Source organism: Halomonas stenophila, assembly GCF_014192275.1.
GTDB classification, from domain to species: Bacteria; Pseudomonadota; Gammaproteobacteria; order Pseudomonadales; family Halomonadaceae; genus Halomonas; species Halomonas stenophila.
The window spans coordinates 105,124-112,043 of record NZ_JACHXR010000010.1 but is presented as its reverse complement, the minus strand read 5'-3'; the positions used below and the strand labels follow the sequence as shown (position 1 = coordinate 112,043).

The following is a 6,920-nucleotide window of genomic DNA, read 5'->3' as shown; positions in this document are numbered from 1 at the left end:
CGGTGTCTCCTTACACGACTTTCAGCGCGGCGTTCTTGACGTCGAAGGCGGCGGCGTCGAGGATCACCTTGTTGCCCTGCGCTTCCTGCGTGACGATGTTTGCCTTCAGCGTGATCTCGCCGCCCTTGATGGTGATCGAGCCGCCGTTGTTCTTGATCTCGATTTTGATCTCGTCGGCGGAGTCATCGACCTCGATCCGCAGCGAGCCGGTCTCGAAATGTACGCGGGCGGGGTCGTAGTCCTGCCCATCGAGTTCGCCCTCCTGCCAGAGAAAGCCGCAGTAGACGAGGCGGTCGATCCTCCCGCCGAGGAACTCCACCCAGACCTTCGTGCCCTCGGGCGGCAGCGCGAAGAAGCCGATGCCGTCGCCCGCGTAGGGCACGCAGGGGTCGGCCCAGATGCCTTTGGCGTCGGTGATGTTGTCGACCCTGATGCGCAGGCGGCCGCGTCGTTTCGGATCGTCCCTGTCGGTGATTTCGCCGAGGTACTTGCCGTAGAGGCGCCCGCTGCTCGGGCGGTAGAGCTCGTCGATGGTGGGGCCGCGATTCGCAATGTCGTTCATGCCAATCCTCCTGTTGCATCTGCCAACCCATCCTCGTCGGCAGCGCCGTATTCCCTGCCGTCGCTCTCCAGAACGGCATCCACCCAGTGTCCGTCTATGCGAATCACGTGCGTCGACTCGCTGATGCGAAAGAGCTTGTTTGCCACGGCTTCCGGTACCCCTTCCAGCGTCGCCAGTTCGTTGGGGAGGCAGAGCCTCTTGAGCATCGCCATGGTCGTCGACAGCTTCACCTTGCGGTCGAAGCTGCGCTCCTGCTCGAGCGCCTCATTGACCTGCACATCGTCTTCGCCCGGCTGAACGACCCGGGGTACGAAATGGACGCCGGGGGTGTCGTCGTCGGGGGGCGGCGCCAGCGGGTTTGTCGGCGGCGAGGGCACGCCGGGCGAAGTCTGGCCGCCGGATTGCTCGTGCATGGTCTGGACGCTGCTGCCTTCGGACATCACCTCGAAGGCGGTCACGTTGGGACAGCTGGCCTGGTCGATGTGGACCTTGAAGCTGATCGGCCCGCTATCCTCTCCACCGATACCCGGCAGCGCCTGTGCCGCGGCGTCAGCCGCTGCAGTGCCGGCACTGCCTGCGGGCGGCGCGCCGACTTCCTCGAAATAGGGGGAACGGGCCCAGTGGATCTTCGGCGTGATGGTCACGCTCGGCTCGCTGTCGTCGAGCGGATTGAGCGAGCCCAGTCCGGGGGCCTCTTCGGGCACGCGGGCGTAGCTGACCCAGAAGTTGTGGCCGAAGGCGATGGCCTGCGTGCGGAGGAAATCGAGGTTGTTGCTGTTCTGCCCGAGCGGGTTCTCTTCCTCGTCGAGTTCGTTGTTCTCCGGCGCGTCGACGGCGTGCTCGGAGAAGTCCTGCTCAATCAGGTGCTTCATGACCGCGTCGACCTGACCGGACCAGGCGCCGGTATAGCTCCGCGCCGCCATGATCGTGCGGATGTCCATACCGCGATAGAGAATGGTCGAGCCGACGCCACCCTGGGTGTGATGCTCCTCCACCTCGCTGACCTTGCCCTGAAACAGAACATGCCACTCCCCCTGGTTCTTTGGCCGAACCAGAACCGCAACCTTGCGCCCCGTGGCGAGCAGACGGTGGCGCACGCCCCGTCGGTCGGGCAGGTCGTGCATCAGGATGCTGAAACTCGTCGGGTCATTGAGCTTGTGTTCGGAGCGGATCTCGAGCACACACTGGCGCTGTTCCCGGGTCCAGGGGGTCCCCTCGGTGCCGCTGACGATCTGGACGATGGAAAGCATCTCAATCTCCGTCCAGCGGGATGCGGATGCGCGACTGGACGAGGACGGCATCGGGCAGCAGGCGCCCGTTGTGCGCAGTGATCTCCCAGAACGCATCGGCGCGCTTGAGGTAAAACCACGCCAGGTGGTCCAGCCGCTGCGGGTCTTTCGCGACATGCGCGCCGCGGTTCCGTTTCGCCGGGATCACCGCAGGCTTGACCGCCAGCACCTCGCGTCCGCGCGGGTCGGTGGTCTTGAAGGGCTGTGAGTGTCTGCTGTAACGGCTATCGGGCGAGAATTTGGCCATCGTTTTTTCCTTCAAATTGGTGCGATAAGTCGCCAGAGCGGCGACAGATCGGCCAGGCTGGCAACCGCCAGCAGGTCGCTTTGCGCGCGGGTGTATTCGTAGGCTGCGATCGCGATCTCGGCGGCGTCGCTGTCGCTGCAGCGGAAGTAGTCGGGAGTCAGCACTTTCAGGTCCATGGCGACGGTCGCCCGGATCGGGTAGTAGAGTGCGTCGTGCTGATGCTCGGTGATCGTGAAGCTCTCGACCTGGACAGGCAGAATGATTCGCGCACCGAGCCAGAGGATGACCGGGGCGACCTCCGGTGGGGTGTAGTCCGATGAACCGGTGTTGGTGAGATCGGCCACCGACTGCAGGAGGTCCCCGATCAGACCTTTGGTAGGCTCGATCATCTTGCGCAGCGCCGCCAGGCGCGCCTCGACGCTGAACGAATTCGGCGGGATCAGCGAGCCCTTCGTGGCATAGGGGTCGATGCTGATCTCGAAGCCGGTGAACTTCTGTGGTACCTCGATCGGCTGCACTGGGGCGCCGGGGCTCGGGACGCCTTCTTCCGCCTCCGCCTTCCAGGGTGTGAAGCTGCGGGTTAACGTCTCAGGGTTGATGTCGAACTGCACGACGTTGGGGATGTTGTTCATGATCCCCGCCATGCCGCTCTTCGGATTGAGCTGGATCATCGCGCCCTTGACGGACTTCACTGGCGGAGTGGTCAGTGTCATGACTGCACCGCCCTGATCTCGGAATTGCAGTATGAGAGCACGCGGCTCAGTTCCCGCTTGCCGGGCAAACGGCCGTTCTGCCGGGCCTCGGCCAGCGTCGCGCGCCGCAGTCCATCGATGGTCAGCGCATCGTCCCCGCTGGCGGCGCCCTGCGCGTAGGCGTTCAGCACGACGGCCTTGATGCGGGCGCCGGAGAAGCTGAAGGCGGGGCCGAGGACCTCGGAAAATGCCAGAAGGTCCTCCGCCGGTTCGAAGGGCGCCAGCGCGAGACGCCACAGTTTCGTGCGTTCGGACTCGCCCGGGGGCTGGAAGTCGAGCGTATGGCGGATGCGGCGCAGCATGGCCTCGTCGATTTCCTTCGGCCGGTTGGTCGCAAAGACCACCGTGCCCTCGTAGGCGTTCTCGATGAGTTGCAGGAAATAGGCCGTGTTCTGGTTGTCGGCCCGCGCGACCTCGTTGCGGGTTTCCGTCCGTTTCGAAGCGACCGCGTCGAACTCGTCTACGAACAGAATCGCGCCGGACCGCGTCGCGGCCCGGAACATCTCGCGCAGATTCTTGTTCGTCTCGCCGCGCCACTTGCTGACGAGGCTCGCTACGTCCACGCGGAAGAGCGGCAGACCGGCCTCGCCCGCCAGAACCCGTGCGCTTAGCGTCTTGCCGGTGCCGGGCGGGCCTTGCAGCAGGATCGAGAGCGCCCGTTCCTGAACGTAGACCCGGGCGACCTCGGGCCTGTCCATCAGCTCGTGCTGGATTCGTATCTGGGCGACTAGATCCTCGAGCTGTTCCCGCATCGGTGGGTCCAGGACGAGGTCGTCGAAGCCCACGTCGGTCGACAGCGGCATTGCCCAGGCGTGGAGGGCGCGCGTGCTTCGTGTCAGGGCGTGGCGGGCGAGGGCGTCGATATCGGACGACTGCGCAGTCTCGATCAGCCGGGCGTCCACGCCGCGTATGGCTGCCACCCGACGAAGCTTGTCTTCCGGCGCATCGGGAAAGTGCGCGCGCAGCCGCTTGCGGAGGGTATTGCGGCGGGGGGCGGGAACCTCGAAGCTCAGGTATCGGTGCGTCGCGGAGGTGCGGGCGGGCTGGCTCTCGGCATTGGCGATGAACTGGAGCCGCGCGGACGGCGAGATGCACGGTTCGAGGTGCCGGGATTCGGGGGCCTGCCAGTAGAGCGCCGCGTTCTGGACAGTGACGAAACGGTGGATGCGGAGAACCTGATCGGGGTCGAACGGTTCCTCGCGCGCCTGCACGACCCACAGGCTGGTATTCAACATGGATGCCGCTCCGGCGGCGACCTCGGTGAAATCGGTCTCGGAGCTGCCGGTCAGCTCGCATATGATACCGTGGACCTTGCTGCCCTCGGCCCGGATCGCCTGAGCCAGGTCGCACGCGATCCCGTCATCCGCAGCCTGTCCCTCGACCCGCGTGAGCAGTTGCTGCAGGGCCGGTTCCAGCCCCGGTTTGCCGGCCAGCCATTCAATCACCGCGAGGTCGATGTCGAATGCCATCGGCGCGCCGGGCCCCATGTCGCGGGCCCGGACAAGCTGCCAGAGGTTCAGGGCGCTGTCGGAAGTGTAGATCGGCATCCGGTCCTGTCGGAAAATCTCCCTGACAAGCGCCTCATGGACATAGGGCAGCGTGGACCTTTTGCGGATGGCTGTGTCGAGGTGGGGCTGGACGTGATGCGCGATCAGGCAGAGCAGCAGGTCGCATTCGGGCCGTTTCAGGCCCAGCATCCGGGTCAGCTTGGCAAAGCGCGAGCTTTCGGGGTCGGCGAGCCGCGCGCGCAGTGCTTCCAGCTGCTCGCCTTCGTGGTTGCCGGTCAGCGATGCTTCGGTCAGTTTGACGATGGCATCTATCTCGATGGCATAGAGCTCGGCGAAGTTGCGCATCTACGCTCCCCCCACCCAGAACGGCTGGCTGACCGCGTTGCGGATCCAGAGCTGGAGATAGGCCAGGGCATTCTCGTCGGCGTCATCGAACAGCACGTAGTCGACCCGCCTTGGACCGGCGATGGCGGCCTCTCCCGCCTCGAGACTGGCCGCCGTATCGCGCACGTTGTAGATTGCGCCGCTGAGCGCCAGCCGCAGGAAGCTGGCATGGGTGTCCGGGGGCGCCATCGTCTCGAGGTCGAAGTCACCGTCGAGGTCGAGCCGGAACCGCCGGCCGGAGACGAGGGTCGCCTGCGCGACGTGGGGGTTCAGCGTGAAGGGCAAGCGGTTCGACGGGATCTCGAAGGGTACGGGTTCGCCGTCCTGCATCATGGTCTCGCTCGTCAGAACGCGGATCTGCGCATCGCCGGGCTCAAGTGAGAGTGGCTGCATCACGCCGGCAACCGGGCGGTCGACCACCGCACCGATGGTCACCCGAACCTCGCCGCGTTCGTCATCAATCGCCCAGCCGTTCGCGGCGTTGGCCTCGAAATCGACGCGGAAGGTTTCCATCGCGTCGCCCACCGGCACGGTGAGTTCGATGTCCACGAAACGGGCGATGGAGGTGCCACGAAGCACGAGAGTCCTGTCGTCCGGTCCCGCGCCCAGGAACAGCTCGGCCGGCGTCCGGGTGAACTGGCGCTGCGCGGTCCCGCCTGCTCCGGGCAGGGTCGCAGTGATCGTGCTCGAGATGCGATATAGGCGCGGCCCCATGTTGGGCAGCGTCGCGTCGCCGATGGTCAGTATTGGCCCGGAAAGCTCCTGCGGCATCTCGGGCTGGAGCCGGACGTTCTTGACCCTGAAATAGAGGCTCGGCCGAACTGAGCCGCCGTCGTAGGCGGGCCAGACGTTCAGAGCCTCGCTGCCCGCCTTGACAACGACCTCGATCTCGAAGCAGTTATCGGCCCCGACGAGCGCGTCCTCGAAGACCGGAACCGACCCGATGGCGAGATCTTCGTCCAGTTCGGAATGGTCGAGCAGTGTCGCCAGGGCATGGCCCAGCAGGTCCTGCTCGGACAGGTGCGGCAGATTCCCGGACGATTGGTGGGTGGTCAGGTGGTAGTGAAGCGTCAGCGGCTTGGAAAAGAACGCAGGGCGGGGCGGATTGACAGCCGGCTCCTCGGCAACGTCGGGCTTACCCTCGGGGTGCAGGTGATAGAGGAAGATGTTGACGAGATTCGTCGTGGGCGACACGTCGAGCGGTGAGACCGAACTCGTGTTGACCGTCAACGCGCCTCCCATCCGCCGCTCGATGTTCGCTGCGAGCAGCGTCTCTAGGGTCGTCGTGACCTGGGAAAGCTGGGTGACGGCCATCTAAGGCTCCCCCGTCTTCCAGGCCGAGGCGAAGCGGATCGGGCCGATCCGCGAGGCTTCGGCTGCGGTCCGGGGTGCGGGCGTAGCAGGTGGCTCGACGCGGCTCTCGGTCGTGTGGTGATGGTGGATCTCGGTGACGACTTCCCGGGTGACCTCGCGCACGCTTTCGATGTCGGGGGGGATCGGGTCGTCACGTGTCTCGGGCTCGAAATCGTCGGGAGAGACGAAAGGCTTCTGCGGTTCGTACTCGTCGTGGAGCCGGGCGAGGGCGCGGGCCAACTCGGCCTCGATCTCCGCGAGCGCGGGGTCGGGACCGTGCTCGGTCGGCTCGGCCGGCTCGGGCGCAGGGCACCGGTCCGGTGGTGCAGGAGTTCCGGCGTCATCCTGGTCCGGCTCGAAATCCACGCTGTCCTCGACGATCCGGAGGTGTTCGTGGAGATGCGTGGTCGACCGATCGACATGTTCTTGGAGATGAACGTCCGGAGCGGGCACCTGCCACGGCGTATCGTCGCCAGGCTCAGGGGGCGGGGGCATGTCGGCGAGGTTCTCGATGATCCGCGTCTCGCGTTCGACGATCTTCTCGGCCGGCTGGAACGGCTCGGCCACCGGGCGCTGTACGGGGTCTTCGGCAGGGGCTGGAGAGGTCTGAAGGTGCTCCGGAAAATGATCGGCGTCGGGAATCTCCGGATAGGCGAGCGGCGCGGTCTCCCCTTCGGCGCTTGCCGGAGCGCCCGCGTCCGAAAACGGCAGGTCCTGAGCGGTGGCCTCGATGATCGGGTCTGACCATGGCGTATCCACGCTGGTCGTTTTCTCGGCCGGACGGTAACTTTCGAGGATGTCTTCGAAGTAGCTTGCCATTCCTCT

General features: G+C 65.5%; 7 protein-coding genes. All 7 read right to left on the bottom strand.

Annotated elements, in window-relative coordinates:
• Window positions 1-10: 10 nt before the first annotated feature.
• The 7 genes from FHR97_RS15495 to FHR97_RS15465 are packed head-to-tail and all read right to left on the bottom strand — an operon-like array spanning window position 11 to window position 6,914.
• Window positions 11-562 carry a phage baseplate assembly protein V gene (locus tag FHR97_RS15495; protein WP_183384700.1) on the bottom strand — a complete coding sequence of 184 codons (552 nt, stop codon included), beginning with the start codon at window positions 560-562 and terminating at the stop codon, window positions 11-13.
• The gene (locus FHR97_RS15490) at window positions 559-1,812 is read right to left on the bottom strand and encodes a hypothetical protein (RefSeq protein ID WP_183384699.1); all 1,254 of its coding nucleotides are present in this window, start codon (window positions 1,810-1,812) and stop codon (window positions 559-561) included. The genes FHR97_RS15495 and FHR97_RS15490 overlap by 4 nt, the downstream gene beginning before the upstream one ends.
• A 1-nt stretch (window position 1,813) precedes the next feature.
• Window positions 1,814-2,098, bottom strand: a complete 285-nt coding sequence (locus tag FHR97_RS15485; RefSeq protein ID WP_183384698.1) for a hypothetical protein — start codon at window positions 2,096-2,098, stop codon at window positions 1,814-1,816.
• A gap of 11 nt (window positions 2,099-2,109) precedes the next feature.
• Window positions 2,110-2,811, bottom strand: a complete 702-nt coding sequence (locus tag FHR97_RS15480; protein ID WP_183384697.1) for a hypothetical protein — start codon at window positions 2,809-2,811, stop codon at window positions 2,110-2,112.
• Entirely contained in the window at window positions 2,808-4,703 is a 1,896-nt protein-coding gene (locus FHR97_RS15475; RefSeq protein ID WP_183384696.1) for an ATP-binding protein, read from the bottom strand. Before FHR97_RS15475 ends, FHR97_RS15480 begins: the two co-directional genes overlap by 4 nt.
• Window positions 4,704-6,056: a Pvc16 family protein gene (locus tag FHR97_RS15470; protein ID WP_183384695.1), complete on the bottom strand. Its 1,353-nt coding sequence runs from the start codon at window positions 6,054-6,056 to the stop codon at window positions 4,704-4,706. It abuts the gene before it with no gap.
• Window positions 6,057-6,914, bottom strand: a complete 858-nt coding sequence (locus FHR97_RS15465) for a hypothetical protein (protein WP_183384694.1) — start codon at window positions 6,912-6,914, stop codon at window positions 6,057-6,059.
• Window positions 6,915-6,920: the final 6 nt, after the last annotated feature.